The following is a 14,088-nucleotide window of genomic DNA, read 5'->3' on the forward strand; positions in this document are numbered from 1 at the left end:
CGTGTACTCCTTCAGATCATTGTCCGTTGTGTATTTACGAGCCGCTATGACTCGTATGTGTCTAAGACCAACTTAACGAACAAAAAACGCCCTGTCTACTGGTTTGTTGTGAACCGCAGACAGGACGTGAAGTCTGAAAGTTTATTTTTGGAGTACGATGCCTAGAATGAATACGACCTACCAAGTAAGTTCAATATTGACAACTGCGACAACTTGTCGTATATTTTAACTGCGACATGTTGTCGTAGTTGTTACTAGAGGTGCATAACTGATGAAATACTTAGGAAGATTATCTGAAACTGAACTAGAAGTTATGGAGGTGATCTGGCAGAAGCAAGAAGCCGTAACAGTTACAACGCTATTGAGTAAATTCGCAGACAAAGATTGGAAAACATCAACTATGTCCACTATACTAAAACGTTTAATTGAAAAAGGCTTTTTGACCAAATCGATGGAAGGAAAGGTTAACTATTATGAAGCTACAATCACATTGGAACAATATAGACGATATGAAACTCAAAGCTTTCTAAATCGCCTATACAATGGAAAAGCAAAGAACTTCATTACAGCGCTGGTTAATGATGACGAGTTGAACCAAAAAGATATCGCAGAACTAAGGGAATGGTTCAAACACGAAAAAGGTGAACAATAATGAAGATATTATTAGCTCTTTTCGTGGCTTCTACTGTTGGCTCAATGATCTGGCTAATACAACACATTTTAAGGACTATAACAGAAAAATTTTTTTCGCAAACATGGCATTATTACACATCGCTTATTCCTGTTTTTTTCTTATTAGGGGGTACAGAAGTAACCCTTCATTTATTCTCTTATATAGAATCAATGGTATTAAACAATAAATTAGACCCCTTATCATATGCTCAATTGGAAAAAAATCCTTTTATAAACACAGTTAGTCCATTTTCGGAATACAGTCAAACCAAAATAGTTGTTCAAAGGTATATTGACTACCTTTATATTCTAGGCAATCAAAATTATATAGTGTTAGTTACATTGATAATTTGGTGCACAGGAGTGGTTATTTTTCTAGGAGTACACATAAAAAATTATTGGACATTCAAAAAATTAATTTTTCAAAAAAGCCCTTTATCTTATGAAAAAAATTCACATGGTATTCATTTCTTTGTAAGTCCCCATGCTTTAACTCCAATGGTTATTGGATTTATAAAACCTGTCATTGTTATGCCCACCACGAATCTTACTCCAAAAGAAAAAGCTTTGATTCTTTCTCATGAACTTGTTCATTTGAATCGTCGTGATTTGTTAGTAAAGCTGATTGTGCTACTTGCTAATTCGATTCATTGGTTTAATCCTATGGTTTACTTTCTCAAAAAGCAGACCATGATCTATTGTGAACTATCTTGTGACGAAAAGGTGGTTCAAAATTTAAATGTACGAGATCGCAGAATATACGGGGAAACTCTTTTATCTATGCTGGAATATGGTGTGATGAAGCGAAACCCGATAGGTGTAAGTCATTTTTATCATTCTAAAGAAAACATGAAAAGGAGATTGCGAAACCTGATGAATGTGAAAAAGAAAAAATCATCCATTGTACTATTGTCTGTCGCCACAAGCCTCTTACTAATCAGTAGTGGTGGGTTAGCTTCAAGCTATGCTAGCGCTGCAACAACCCCCTCCTCACAATATCTACTAAAAGGCGGAAGTAATGTAACCGTGAGAAGTAGTGATGGAACCTCTATTTCTTATGATCAACAGGGTAATATCATTCCTGAACCTCCCCGTGAACCAGAAAAGAAGATGACCACAGATCAAGTGATTGAACGTATTCGTCTCCACCTTGAGAATAACCTCAGTGTCCCTGAAGGGTACGTAACACAACTAAAACAACAGGGGAAGATAACTGAACTAGCTAAATTATTGGTTAATTTGACTGAAATTAAACTCGCGACTCAAGATGGAGTCACAACTGTTAGCGTGAAAGAAATACTCAAACCATAGATTGGAGTTGATATTGTTTGAAATTGTTAAAGACAAAATCTTTGTGCCTAATGGCTATTTTTTCCTTGTGCGTTGTTCAAACTACTCATGCAGCAGATAATTTTTTTTGGTCAGATATTGAACCTACTCCATCATGCAGCAGTAATACTAGAGATGGGTCAAAAAGTAGTTTAACTATTACTGATAAAAATAATGTAATTCATGAGTTCCCTACTTGCGAAGAAGCTACAAAAAAACATGTGAAAGTCTTAGTGAACGGAAAATATTTACACACAACAGCAGGAAGCGGGGGTGGGCCTTTTATTGAAGATGGCAGAACCATGATTCCATTACGTGCTATAGCAGATGCGTTTGATTTCGAGGTTACGTGGGACCAAAAGGAATCAAAAATACATTTAACTAAACCGGGACATCGTATTTCAATGCAGATTGGCAGTTCAGAGATGGTAGTTAATGATGATAAATTTCTAATTAGTGGAGCAACACCTCTAGTTCAGGAGAATGTGACATTTTTACCTGTTAGACAATTAGCTGAAGCACTGGGTTTAAAAGTGGAATGGAACGCTAAAAAACGTTTAGCTGCATTCTCACAAGAATAAAAACAGCAGCTGTCCGTGTAGAGTGCACCCCAAAGATTCCCTAGGGGTGCATTTTTTCAAGCTCAATTTCTGCATAAAAAAAGGTGACTGGGCCTGCCATTCATAACGAGCAGGATTCCAGTCACGCAATATAGTAAACACATCTAGCAGATGTTAGCTAGTACGACATTTCTCTCGAATATTATACAATTATTAATAACTCGTGAACGATCTCAATAATGCGATGGAAGAATATAACTCATTGGTACTTACTCGTGCGACATAACTTTCGCTAGGATATCTTGCCTTCATGCTAACTACATATCCTTCTGGGATATTAGCAGCCCAAGCGGTATCATCGCCCATGCCGTTAGTAAATGCAACATTAATTGTAGGCATCGTGGTCTGAGGAAGTGAAATTATATGAAGATTTACATAACTATGTGGAGCAACTGTATCGTAGAAACCAACGAGTGCCCCCTGATTACCATTAATATTTTTCGGAACAGTTATGTTAACCAGACCAGTATCATAATCAAATAACCCTACTTCACCCTGACCTGTTCTACTAGCTACTTGTTCTGGAGTCAGGAACGTAGTAATTTTAGTTCCTTTATCATCATAAGAGACTAACTCTCCGGTCGCTACATTGAGAACGTCAACATTTCTTCCCTCCTGCGAAAAATCAATTTCCACTTTCTCATTCGGTGTACGGTCTTGGACTTGGACTGGGGCAGCAAATACTGAGGTAGAGAATAGCATCACCATAGCTATAGCTAAAAGGACTGATTTTCCAAATCTCATTGATATTCCTCCCAAAGATAGATTGTTAATACTCAAATGGATTGTTAAATATTACAGGCCAAATAACAGTAATCGATTCACCTCACTTTCTGCTAAATTTATCGGCCACCCTATTAGCCAGAATTATGTAATGGATATTATTATTCATCTTGTAACTGGCGAGTTGCATAAGGTAGGCTGAAGAGATGTCAATTCAAGATGACTCATCTACTTATTAAACGATTGATAATAACAAAATATAACGATAATTATTTTAATAGTAATAGAAGACAAATCATAGTTTATATGCTAATATTTAGTATTAATGGATTCTAGTCATAAAGAAAACATATGAAAAGTGAGTGGTGTCAGGTGGAGCAATGGATGTATTTGCTACATAGCGATTTTGACAGCCTTGATGACTCATTACAAGAATGGATATATAAAGAATATAGTAAGCTAATTTATCAAGATATCTATTTTATGTTCCAAAATCATGAACTAGCCGAAGATGTTGTGCAAGATTCATTTTTAAAGGTCATTACAAAAGCTCCTTATCTGAAAGAAAACTCCAATATTAAAGCTTGGCTTCGCACTGTTGCACGGAACACAGCTTATGATCTATACAAGAAGGGCAAGAAATACTGTCACTTTACTCAGGCAAAAGTTGTTATAAATATCGACACTCATGGCTCAGTCTCTGACGTTGCTAATCTAGTAGAAAATCACATCCGAAACGAATTACTTTATGAAACGCTTAATGGATTGAATAAAAAGTACCGTACCTTTTTAATTCTTTTTTACATACAGAAAAAGTCCTATAGAGACATCGCAGATGCACAATGCATATCAGAGCAAGCAGTTGCACAACTTCTTTCCAGAGCCAGAAAAAAGTTATTCTACTCTTTTTCCAAGGTTTGGGATAAATAGACTCGACCAGTTCAATTCTCAATAATGAATATAATTCATCGTTAGATGAGGTTTATTATTTAAAAAGTATTTCTTTTTCAACTCCGGAAATTCATCTTGCAATAGTCGAGGCGATCTTCCCTTCAAATATTGCACGATTTTACTTGGTGCCAAACTCAGTGGACTGGATAACAACAGATGAATATGTTCCTTGCCCACACTTCCCTTGCAATTTTGCAATTCCTCTCGCTTCGCATCCTTGCCTGATCAGTTCACGTGTTCGTACTGCCAAGGGTCCTTTGAGTACCTTATATCGATTTTTCGTCACCCATATGGCATGGTACTTAAAACTGACAGAAACCGGCTACAGGGTGTTGTATTTCTGTACCCATTTTGGCGAAAATATATAGCGAACCAAAACCAAATGGATAATCGCCATCCTCTCGAATCAATGTATCAGGATAACCATCTTCTTCGACTTGGAAAAAGAATGATAGTGACTCTTTCTTGAGTGTTGCGAAATAATAGTCTTCATTTTGAATCAGTCTCGGATTACCGCCCACCTTAATCAAAAAGGGCTGCTCCATTGATATTTCGTCCTTGCTTCGTTGTCCGTTTGAAATAAAGTGTTTTATCAGATCCTTATGAGTAAAGGATTCCTGGGTGCTTTCTGCTGAAAGAGGATGTTCAATCACCTTGATTGGGCAATGAGGATAGATGTTATTTTCCAAATAGGTTTCACGATCCTTAGGGATAAAGATCGAAATCATGCACTCTGGTTTGAAGGGGTGGTTAAGGCTCAGATAAAAAGAATACTTTTGGTTACCTTCGTGGATGAGTTCTGACTGGGCGTCGAAAAACTCGGGTGCATTCCCGCCGATCCAGCCTGCTCTATGTTCATTGGTTAAGAAAGGTTTGGCATAATAAAGAACAGATTCTAATCTAGTCGTCAAAATATTCGCTTGATTCCCTATCGTCACTTTACAACTCCCTCTCCAAAATCTGATGTCCACTTGTTTTATTCGTACATAGCACTCATCTCCATTATAAAGAAGACTTGGCTTTAATCTACCTACATTCAACCTTAACGCTTTCTAGCAACTACCGCTAGCCGGCCATTTTCAGTCGAATATTCACATGTGGACAGTACAACAAGTTTATCACCATACTGAGCTGTGACACCTGTGTCATAAAGAGCGAGCTTTTTGATATTCTGAACATATGCATCGAACTCGGCGGACGTCTTTACATTCTCAATTTGATAGTATTTAAACACGTCATCTGATTTACGATACACTTTGGATAGAATAACAGCAACAATCTCATACTCATCCTTTTCGTAAAGCGTGCTGAACTCAAATGCAGCGTGCTCTTTATAGAAGCTTTCGCTCTTGTACTTCATTAGATCTTTAAACATCCAGCCACTTTTCATGTGATGCCCGTGAATCAGCAAAATATCTGAACCCCTGATCTGGCTATGTCTGTCCAAAAAAGGAAGTCCACCTTGAGTTTCCTTCCTATCAAAATCATGATCCAGATAATACTCCGCATCCTGTGGGTTTTGCATGACCGGGTACTCAATTCGAGTGCCGTTAATCTTCAGCCAGCCCACAATGTCCGAGTTCCGCTCGTAAAGGGCTTGAAATTCAGGGAGCATAACTTGATTATTCTTCTTATTGAACAAAAAAGAGGGGATTGCATCCCCTCCGTTTTTATTCGACCCTTCCTCCCACATGCTTGCCAACTCATCTATTTTCTGTTGCTCAGCATAATCTCGCAGCAGCGTTCTCGAAATCGCGATGAGGGAAAATACCAACACAAGGGAGGAAATGGCGATAAGAATTTTTTTAGTTTTACTCATGTTCTTACCGCCTTTCCAGTCATTAGATGTGCCTTTTCTTCTTGTTACCGAGCAAACAGAACGCGATCGTGATCAAGGACATCAGCGCCAAAATCATATAAAACATTGGCGATATACTGTTGTCTCCTGTTTTCGGAGCATCGTCCAACTCGCTGCTGGCGTTATCAGTAACTTGGTCACCGTTGTCTGTTCCACTGTTGCCAGTGTTGGTTTCGTTGTTACCATTGTTCGTTCCTGGGGTACCGTTATTGGTTCCATTGTTGCCGTTGTTGGTTCCTGGAGTACCGCTGTCGGTTCCTGGAATACCATTATCGGTCCCGCTGTTGCCAATGTTCGTTCCTGGAGTTCCGTTGTTGGTTCCTGGGATACCAGGGTCGGTTCCACTGTTGCCATTATTGGTTCCTGGAGTTCCGTTGTTGATTCCTGGGATACCAGGGTCGGTTCCACTGTTGCCATTGTTCGTTCCTGGAGTTCCGGTGTCGGTTCCACTGTTACCATTGCTGCCTCCGTTATTGCCTCCGCTGTTGCCGCCGGAGCCACCACCTGAACGGATCGGCTTCATTGGTACATCATATTTAACAATGTCAAAATCTACAGAAATCGTACCGCTAGTGTGCGTTTCGTATCCATCCTTCGTTACGACCAGATAGTAATCCGCTTCAGGGAACACCATGTATGCATAGAGTCCACTCACGTCACTATCCTGCTCTGGACTCTTGTTGTCGTGCGGCGGGAAATTCGGAACCGCTGGAAGCGTTACTTTTGTACCCGGAATGCGGCCTTTATCTCTATTCCGCTGCGTATCCGCATAATACAGTGTAACTTTGGCCCCTTCAATTTTCTTGCCCGTGCTCGCATTTCCTGTAGTTTCATCATAGACCGTACCGTAAGGGTCAACTAATTCCTCAGAGATATTCAACTCACCGTTAGCTTTCACGTCAAGTTGCGTCACTTTGAGGAGCAACTCCTCACCAGTCTCCACTTGATAACGAACTTCCATTGTGTATTTCTGTTCGCTTAAGCCTTCCACGGAGAAAGTTCCGTTGGAAGCCATTGGAAAAGCCTTAGGACGACCATTTTCCGTAATATAGTTACCGTCTCTGTCCTTCAGGTAGATATACATATGGCTGGTATGCAAGCTGTTAAATAGCTCTGTTGTTCCATCCATTTGTTTAAGCAGAATGATACCTACAGCCGTAATATCAGCTGGAACAGTCTCGTCTGTAAGACTGCTGTCCACATTCGCTTTTTGTGTGAATTTGACAGGTACATCTTTCCCGCCTACCCGATACAACTTCGTATATGTGATCGTGTAGTCCGTATCGGCTACGGCCGGGACCGAATATTCACCCTTCTCATTGGTCTCATTCTGAAGCTCTTCACCTGTCTTCAGATCGGTCACTGTGATGGATACATTCGGAATGACTTCTCCTGTATTGTTGTCACGCAGTACACCTTCCAGATAAGGGCGAGTATTTTTAAATTTAGCTTCAGCCGCTTTTTTCTCCGGAATCACACCCGTGCGAACAAAACGTTCAGGGTCTGTCACATAACCGTCTTTCGTATAATCATCCTGCGTTACCGTATACTCGAGAGATGACGGCAGTCCTTGCACAATAAGTGTCTGGCTATCGGTAAGCTCGAAGCTATCGCCGTTCTTGATCATGCCCTTGCTGCCATCGGACTTCTCATAGACGTAGGACTCATCTGATCCCTCACCAGTGAAGGTGACTGTGTACTTAAACAGCTTGCTCTTATCTTCGTCTTTGCCTTTCACTATATTGCTGATGAGTAGTCCGCCCTTCAAGACGCGCACGTTCGTGAATGGAGCTTCCTCATCCATGCCTTTCATCACTTCGGAATAATACCGTTCCTCAGGAGTAGTCATATATTCATCGGTTGTGTAATCTGTTTGGCTAACAGTGTATCTCAGATGTTTAGGCAGGCCTGAAATATCCAGTGTCTCTCCGTCCTTGAGGCGGAAGGTGTCGCCAGACTTGATTGTACCTGTACTATTATCCGACTTCATGTAGGAGTAACTCTCATCTCTGCCTGTATCCTCAAAATGGATGGTGTACTCGAATTCCTTCGTCTTATCGCCACCGTTGCCCATGACCGTATTACTGATGGTCAGCTTGTTGACGATTCGTTCGTTGATGAAGTCTGCTTTATGATCACCTTTGTTCACAATGGAGCCGGACAGTTCTCTCGTATCAGGTGTAGTTGTATAGCCATCAACGGTCGTATAATCATCCTCGGTCACGGTATAGGCCAGATTCGCAGGCAAAGCAGGAAGCATTACAGATTCCCCGTGCTTGAGGACGATCTTGTCTCCATTTTTGAGCGTTCCAGACGTATTATCCGATTTTTTATAGATATAGTCTCCGTCCTGACCTTCACCAGTAAAGGTCACGGTGTATACAAACTCTTTGTTCGGATCACTGCCGTTGCCTTCTACCTTATTGGTAATGGTCAGCTTGCCTTGAGCAGGAGTAGGCACAATCAGCGGTTGATCCGAGGTTACTTTTACTCCGTCTACCCAGAGTGGTTTGCCCGGTGTATTTCCTACATATACTTGATAAACCCTAGTCGTTGGCAACCAAGTATTTGTGTCAATATACGTTTCCTTCAGCTCATAGTAGCCTGGGTCAGGGAATAGCAGATTAAGTTTCCCTAAACTATCCGTTTTCCCTTTGGTAACTGTAGTTCCAGTATCTTTTTTATAGAGTGTAAATTCTACGTCTTTAAGCGGATTTCCATTCGGATCTACTTTTCTCAGAGGCAACAAGGCATTCGAGCTTGAACTACCTGCTACGTCTGAGCTGTCCAGTGTACTTTCGCTTCTGGCACTGACAGCACTCAGACTGTCATCGCCCTCCAGTTTTACCTCGTTGCCCATTTTGTCTCCGGCTTTCGCTGTAGAGGGATCAACTTCTGTCTGGTACACAAATTGGTAAAACTTATTAGGATCATTCATTTTGAATTTCAGAACGGTAGTTCTTCCTGCGCCTGGCGCAACCTCTACTTGAACTTCGCTATTAGGGTCGCTCAGGTCAAGAGCTTCACCTCGTTCCAGAGTACCACTGGCCGTTAGTTTAGCAGGATAGACGGCCATACTAGGTGATGTCAATACAAGCTTTCCGTTTTCTTCATAACGCAGGTTCATGCCTGCACCCAGGGTATCCTCCAGATAAACGCCCTGCTTCATGTTAAATGGCGGAGTATAGTTTACCGTCCATTCCAACACACCTGGAACAGGTTTAGTGACCGTCTTGCCCAGAGTCTGGATCGGAACGATAATCTTACGCTGTTCAGAGACAATCTTTTCTACTCCACCCCAAGACATATGGAGGTCAGCTTTGTTATATAACACTTGCTTGTCCGTGCCATTGGTCGTGTATTCGTTCAAATACTCCTCTAAAGCTTCGTTAGAAGGTCTTGCCTTCACCAAGATCACATAGGGACTTTCCAATTTAGAAAAAGTGAATGTTCCTACGTTGCCATTATGGGTGAAGGAGCTTATAACATGAGCACTAGTGCCTGGTTCAATAATAGTTTTGGCGTCGTTTCTCGTACCGTATTCTGTACCTGCACCGTTGTCGGAAAATCCTTTCCAAAGCTCATAATCTTTACCTTCAGCAAAAGGAACGAACTCCCAGCCTTCAGGCAAAGTGTCCACTAACTTCATATTGCTAATGACTCGATTACCGCCGTCCTTTGCCATTTCTTCTGTGTTATATCCAGGCATATTTACCCCTAGACGGAAGGTGACTGTCTTCGTTGTCCGGTCATAAGCAGATATTGTCCATGTCTCATTACTATCGTTTCTAATGTAACTATTAACATTATTTGGACTTACATTTTCAAGTGTACCATCTTCTTTCAATGGCTTCGATGCAAAGAGCATATCCTTATTCAGCATACGAAGGTGAAGATTGGCATTGTTTTGCGCTTGTATTACGTTTCCACCATCAATGAGCAAAGCGCGATTCGAGCTTGTTTTCCCCACGTTGATGTCCTGTCTAAAAAGGATGTCCGGGTTAGTCTCCAGTGCACGGAAGCTGAAGGATGCGGAATTTTCCGTATATCCATTCACCTTGATCAAATCTGCCACCACTTTACCGTCCACCGTTAAAGGGATCGCCTTCATGGTCAGATTGGCTGCACTCGTTTTCAGTGTTTCTGCCTTATACTGCTTCCAAAGCTGCGCGGAAGTTACATTTGCTTTGATCTTCGCAATGGTTTCTGCACTCACTTCACCAGTTACATCTACGGCGTTGTCCAAGACATCCAAATTACCACCATGTACGAGGACATCATATACCGCCGCATTCGGCAGAGCATATTGTGGAGCAAGGTTAACCGTCCATGTGATGCTGCCTTGGTTATAATCCTCTGTAGAAACAGCACCTGATTTTGTGAAATTATGCGCGCCGATGTTAACGATGGCCTCGTCCGTTACAGCTGCGGGTCTCGTACCCGCCTTCACATCGTTGTTCTGTATGCCATCTGATGTATCCAGATTCCAATTGGCACGAGGGTCGATTCTGAAACTGGAACCACTTATTACTTTGCTTTTAACAAATAAATCCACTTTACCGTTAATATTCCCAAAAGAATACACGCCGTTTGCATCTGGTGTAATGGGTGTTAATCCAGATTCGGTGCCATTCTCTTGCCATTCAGCCGATAAAAAGTCCAGCCCGGCAGGTAAAACATTGGTAATTGTAAAGTCCTTCAAACCTTTTTTGTTATATTGGTTAACCGTGACTTTCCAAAGAATGGTCTCACTCGCATGATCGTATGAGGCACTGGATTGAATCCAGTCGGGAGCAAAGGACATCTCCAGCCCAGCCTGTACCAGCATGCTATTTTCTTGTCTCAGTTCCACTTTACCAGTCATATCTCGGTAGCTACGCCCCAGATTGCTTGGTGGATTCCGATACTCATAATAATACGATTCCTTAGGAATCCAGGTTTTATATTCCACTTTTGGTTCCGGACCTGTTCCCGAAGGGAAAATGTAAGTCAGCGATCCGTCTGCTCCAACGACTGGGGTTGCGTTCTGATCGTTAACTTTGAAGGACCCCTCCACATAAATACCGCGTGAATTTCCAAAGCCTGTATTATATGCTGAAGGATTCGTATAAAATGTCTTCCCGTCTAATGGCAATTTGATCGTTTTATCAAACTGATCAGATGCAGATACGGTTGACTGCCAAGTAATCGCACCTTCAACGAATTGAGCCGGCTGAAGCCCGCGATAACTATACTGATCCCATCTGATCATTCCAGGCGAGGTTAACGTAATACCATACTCTGCTGTAACATTTGGATTCTCTAGTTGATATGTACTACCAAAGATGTTGACAGGCTTTTTATCGCCATAATCCAATCCCGTTACATCTGCATTAGCTGTCGTTTCGAAACTGAAGGTGATCCCTCGTCCAACACCATTGAAAAAGTTATCATCACCGTCAAAGACAACTCGAATGCTGTTTGGAGTAAAATAGGTCGTACCCAACTGTTTGGTGCCTGAGTCAGTCTGTGCATATAAGGGCCTCGTCGCTGTCGGAAGCACGACTTCCTTGAAGTAATCCTCTCTTTTCAGCTCAATCCAGTCACCCTTTTGGATGTATTTCTCAGGATCTGCATTCGTTGGATTGGAATCATCCCCATTGACGGGTACCTTGAGCCCTTCCGATTTGAGTGTAAATGGTTGCCGTCCCTGAATAATACCATTCAGATCAATGACCACATTCCCTTGCTTCAACTCCAGCGGAAAGGATTCATTGGATCCCATAAATACGGATGTTTTATCCATTGGGACTGCTGCAGCCATCATTATGGAATTGTCTGGTACATCGTACACTGCCTCAGATACTGAAGACGGTTTGTCCATACTCAGCGAGTCGGGCTCGCTAACCGCTCCCATTTCAGTATCGTTAGGCCCACTCTCTGCATATGCAGCAGTAGAAAACGTCACTGTCTGCAAAACAAGTATAATTGCCAGAAATAAGGACAATAACGGTTTACCTACATTGCGTCTTTGCTTCAATACGAGAATCTCCTCCATTTCTAAAATTTTTGGCGGAACCGAGAGACTTTTTCTCTCCCCCTACCTGCTTTTCTCCTTACGATAGGAAATCGATGAAAGATCTCATCAAATTTATATGGCATACCTGACCATTATAAATTAGAGGTCTAACCAAATTCTGACCACGGGTATATATGCCCTTTTAGACATGATTTGCACTGATTTGCTTCCATTTAATATGTGCTGCATTTTAGCGATAATATGGGTCACGAATCTTATGTGGAAGCAAAAAAAACGCCCTGTCTGCTGATTTAACAATCAGTAAACAAAGCGAAAATGGAGAACCGGAATATAATTTTTATTTCTAATTTCACATCATATTTAATCCCTGCACGATGTTGAATTGGTGTGCTATTCTATAAAATTTATTCAGGTATATACGGAAGATCCAGCATCTTGGGAACGTTGATCACATGTTTTTCCGTATATGTGCGGATACCCTCCGCGCCGTATTCACGTCCAATACCCGATTGCTTGAAGCCACCAAAAGGGTACCTAACATCAAGCCCCTGCACAGCAGCGGTATTGATCATCGTTGTTCCAGCTTCGAGCTCACGGGCCAGAGAGATGGCATCGTCTTCTTTTCCCCATACAGAACTCGTCAAACCATATATGCTTTCATTGTGTAATTTAACGACCTGCTCTTCATCGTCATATGGCAGAATCGGAACGGTAGGACCAAACTGTTCTTCCACCACAATCGGATCATTATAATCGCAATCTAATACAAGCGTAGGTTGCAGGTAGTAGCCTTGTTCAAACCGCTTTTGATCCAGGATTTGGCCGAGAGCAATGACCTTTGCCCCGCGCTTCTGTGCATCTTCAACCAAACCCTTCACGTACTCTCTCTGCTTCAGGTTATTGACGGGCCCAACCGTCGTATTTGGATCAAATGGATCACCAATTCGAATCCAACGATTGGCGGCCTCTATATATTTTTCCACAAATTCATTATAAATCGAACGGTGTACATATACGCGTTTGGCAATCATACAAATTTGGCCTGTCGTCAAGAAGTTAGAGATGACAATCCGGCGCATAGCTCGCTCATCATGAACATCAAAGCTTTCCAAAAAGATTGCTGCGTCATTCCCACCAAGCTCCAGTGTCATATCTTTAATCGTTTCGGAAGCGGCTTTGATAATATGCTTCGCTGTTGCTGTTCCACCTGTAAAGGCGATTTTAGTCACAAGCGGATGGCTTGTCAGTTCAACACCCACATCCGCATCACCATAAACGACATTGATTACACCAGCCGGGAACTCACTCGCAATGATCTCTGCCACCTTAGCCGCAGCCAGTGGTGCATATGGACTTGGTTTGAGCACAATCGTGTTGCCCGCAAGTAAAGCTGGAGCGATCTTGATTGTAGAGAGAGCAATCGGGTAATTCCATGGACTAATCGCTGCCACCACACCGATTGGATCATAGGATACAATCGTTTTACCATGGTCATGCTCGTGGATCTCTTCCGCCAGAACGGATTTAGCCTCATTACAAGCAAACTCCATCCACATCAGCGAAACAAAAATCTCACCATGCGCATCATACAGCGGCTTGCCGTGCTCTCTAGACAGCAATTGCACAATGTCATTCTCTGCTGCTCTAATGTTCTCTATCGCCTTGCGCATCCGAATAATGCGTTCATCGATCGAGGTCTGCTTCCATGTTTTAAAAGCTCCTGCAGCCGCTTCAATTGCCTCAACTGCTTGTTCTTTCGTCGTGACAGGGAAATAGCCTACGATTTCAGATGGATTAGCCGGATTTTCTTTTGCTAGCTGCGAAAGGGATTTTATATGTTGACCATCAATAAAGGCTTCAACTGTAACTGTCTCTTGATCTGGTTGAATCGTCATGAAATCCCCTCCGTTATTTAG

Annotated in this window: 11 protein-coding genes; 4 read left to right on the forward strand and 7 right to left on the reverse strand. The window is 41.9% G+C overall.

The genetic code is table 11. The features are described from left to right. The first annotated feature begins 271 nt into the window (after positions 1 to 271). From IEW26_RS22445 to IEW26_RS22455, 3 genes are read left to right on the forward strand one after another with little or no spacing between them, the layout of a single operon-like run. Positions 272 to 652 carry a BlaI/MecI/CopY family transcriptional regulator gene (locus IEW26_RS22445; RefSeq protein WP_188593983.1) on the forward strand — a complete coding sequence of 127 codons (381 nt, stop codon included), beginning with the start codon at positions 272 to 274 and terminating at the stop codon, positions 650 to 652. Beyond that, complete coding sequence (locus tag IEW26_RS22450; RefSeq protein WP_188593984.1) at positions 652 to 1,983, forward strand: M56 family metallopeptidase; 1,332 nt, start codon at positions 652 to 654, stop codon at positions 1,981 to 1,983. Before IEW26_RS22445 ends, IEW26_RS22450 begins: the two co-directional genes overlap by 1 nt. A 17-nt stretch (positions 1,984 to 2,000) precedes the next feature. Continuing rightward, on the forward strand, positions 2,001 to 2,582 hold the full coding sequence (locus tag IEW26_RS22455) for a stalk domain-containing protein (RefSeq protein WP_188593985.1): 582 nt from the start codon (positions 2,001 to 2,003) through the stop codon (positions 2,580 to 2,582). Positions 2,583 to 2,774: 192 nt separating this feature from the next. Here the strand turns inward: IEW26_RS22455 and IEW26_RS22460 are convergent, their stop codons facing one another. Beyond that, positions 2,775 to 3,365 carry a hypothetical protein gene (locus IEW26_RS22460; protein WP_188593986.1) on the reverse strand — a complete coding sequence of 197 codons (591 nt, stop codon included), beginning with the start codon at positions 3,363 to 3,365 and terminating at the stop codon, positions 2,775 to 2,777. A gap of 351 nt (positions 3,366 to 3,716) precedes the next feature. On the opposite strand from IEW26_RS22460, the gene IEW26_RS22465 reads away from it, so the two are divergent. Then, a complete protein-coding gene (locus tag IEW26_RS22465) occupies positions 3,717 to 4,274 on the forward strand; it encodes an RNA polymerase sigma factor (protein WP_188594045.1) in 558 nt (185 codons plus the stop codon). Between the two features lie 18 nt (positions 4,275 to 4,292). On the opposite strand, the gene IEW26_RS30800 is transcribed toward IEW26_RS22465, so the two are convergent. The 6 genes from IEW26_RS30800 to IEW26_RS22490 all read right to left on the reverse strand — a co-directional run bounded on the left by IEW26_RS30800 (position 4,293) and on the right by IEW26_RS22490 (position 14,067). After that, complete coding sequence (locus tag IEW26_RS30800) at positions 4,293 to 4,472, reverse strand: transposase (RefSeq protein WP_373288527.1); 180 nt, start codon at positions 4,470 to 4,472, stop codon at positions 4,293 to 4,295. Beyond that, positions 4,414 to 4,581: a hypothetical protein gene (locus tag IEW26_RS30805; RefSeq protein WP_373288528.1), complete on the reverse strand. Its 168-nt coding sequence runs from the start codon at positions 4,579 to 4,581 to the stop codon at positions 4,414 to 4,416. The genes IEW26_RS30800 and IEW26_RS30805 overlap by 59 nt, the downstream gene beginning before the upstream one ends. 16 nt (positions 4,582 to 4,597) lie before the next feature. Beyond that, on the reverse strand, positions 4,598 to 5,233 hold the full coding sequence (locus IEW26_RS22475; protein WP_188593987.1) for a hypothetical protein: 636 nt from the start codon (positions 5,231 to 5,233) through the stop codon (positions 4,598 to 4,600). A gap of 104 nt (positions 5,234 to 5,337) precedes the next feature. Further along, the gene (locus tag IEW26_RS22480; protein ID WP_188593988.1) at positions 5,338 to 6,114 is read right to left on the reverse strand and encodes a class B sortase; all 777 of its coding nucleotides are present in this window, start codon (positions 6,112 to 6,114) and stop codon (positions 5,338 to 5,340) included. Positions 6,115 to 6,136: 22 nt separating this feature from the next. Next, on the reverse strand, positions 6,137 to 12,172 hold the full coding sequence (locus IEW26_RS22485) for a DUF7601 domain-containing protein (RefSeq protein WP_188593989.1): 6,036 nt from the start codon (positions 12,170 to 12,172) through the stop codon (positions 6,137 to 6,139). Between the two features lie 404 nt (positions 12,173 to 12,576). After that, positions 12,577 to 14,067 carry an aldehyde dehydrogenase family protein gene (locus tag IEW26_RS22490; RefSeq protein WP_188593990.1) on the reverse strand — a complete coding sequence of 497 codons (1,491 nt, stop codon included), beginning with the start codon at positions 14,065 to 14,067 and terminating at the stop codon, positions 12,577 to 12,579. Between the last annotated feature and the right edge of the window lie 21 nt (positions 14,068 to 14,088).

It is taken from the genome of Paenibacillus silvae (assembly GCF_014639235.1).
In the GTDB taxonomy this organism is placed as follows: domain Bacteria; phylum Bacillota; class Bacilli; order Paenibacillales; family Paenibacillaceae; genus Paenibacillus; species Paenibacillus silvae.

What these genes read in the sequence shown, in the direction of transcription:
- IEW26_RS22445 (WP_188593983.1), top strand. Translation starts at nt 272, where the DNA reads ATGAAATACTTAGGAAGATTATCTGAAACTGAACTAGAAGTTATGGAG.
- IEW26_RS22450 (WP_188593984.1), top strand. Translation starts at nt 652, where the DNA reads ATGAAGATATTATTAGCTCTTTTCGTGGCTTCTACTGTTGGCTCAATG.
- IEW26_RS22460 (WP_188593986.1), bottom strand. Translation starts at nt 3,365, where the DNA reads ATGAGATTTGGAAAATCAGTCCTTTTAGCTATAGCTATGGTGATGCTA.
- IEW26_RS22480 (WP_188593988.1), bottom strand. Translation starts at nt 6,114, where the DNA reads ATGAGTAAAACTAAAAAAATTCTTATCGCCATTTCCTCCCTTGTGTTG.
- IEW26_RS22490 (WP_188593990.1), bottom strand. Translation starts at nt 14,067, where the DNA reads ATGACGATTCAACCAGATCAAGAGACAGTTACAGTTGAAGCCTTTATT.